This window comes from Vibrio sp. YT-19(2023), from assembly GCF_033337395.1.
Map to the genome: position 1 here is coordinate 1 of NZ_JAWOQN010000955.1, position 555 is coordinate 555.

Annotated in this window: 2 pseudogenes; both read left to right on the top strand. The window is 48.6% G+C overall.

The features are described from left to right. Positions 1 to 212, top strand: a pseudogene (locus R7E78_RS29385) (peptide ABC transporter substrate-binding protein); the annotation flags it as partial. 166 nt (positions 213 to 378) lie between these two features. After that, positions 379 to 555 (top strand): annotated as a pseudogene (gene oppB, locus R7E78_RS29390) (oligopeptide transporter permease); the annotation flags it as partial.

The window sequence follows — 555 nt, forward strand, 5'->3', positions numbered from 1 at the left end:
ACTATGTGTTGACGTCGCAATCAAAGACCATGAGCGACCCATCTGAGCTGTATCTGCGAGCAGCAAGCATGTTGATTGATGATATGGCGATCATTCCAGTTTACCGTCCCGGCAACGATCAATACCTGATCAAGCCTTATGTCGGTGGCTACGAGCGCACTAACCCCGAGTCCTCGTACTACCGCAAGAATGTCTATGTGAAAGTCCACTAAAGGCATGTTTCGGCCTGTGTCGATAAGGTAACTAGCACTGACATTGCCAATACATGGCATACCTTCTCGAACCTCTCTTTCCTCGGTAATGAGCACAGGCCAATTTTTTTCACCTTTTATTCGACGCGGCAGGATGTGGCGTCGTTTTACCAAAGGATGATGGATCATGATTTGGTACATTCTGAGACGGCTAGCCATCGCCGTTCCAACCTTACTGTTTATTGCGTTGGTTTCTTTCTGGTTGATGCACATCGCGCCGGGTGGCCCGTTTGATATGGAACGCCCAATGCCAGAAATCGTGCGCGCCAACATCGAAGCAAAATTCCACCTTGATGAACCGTTT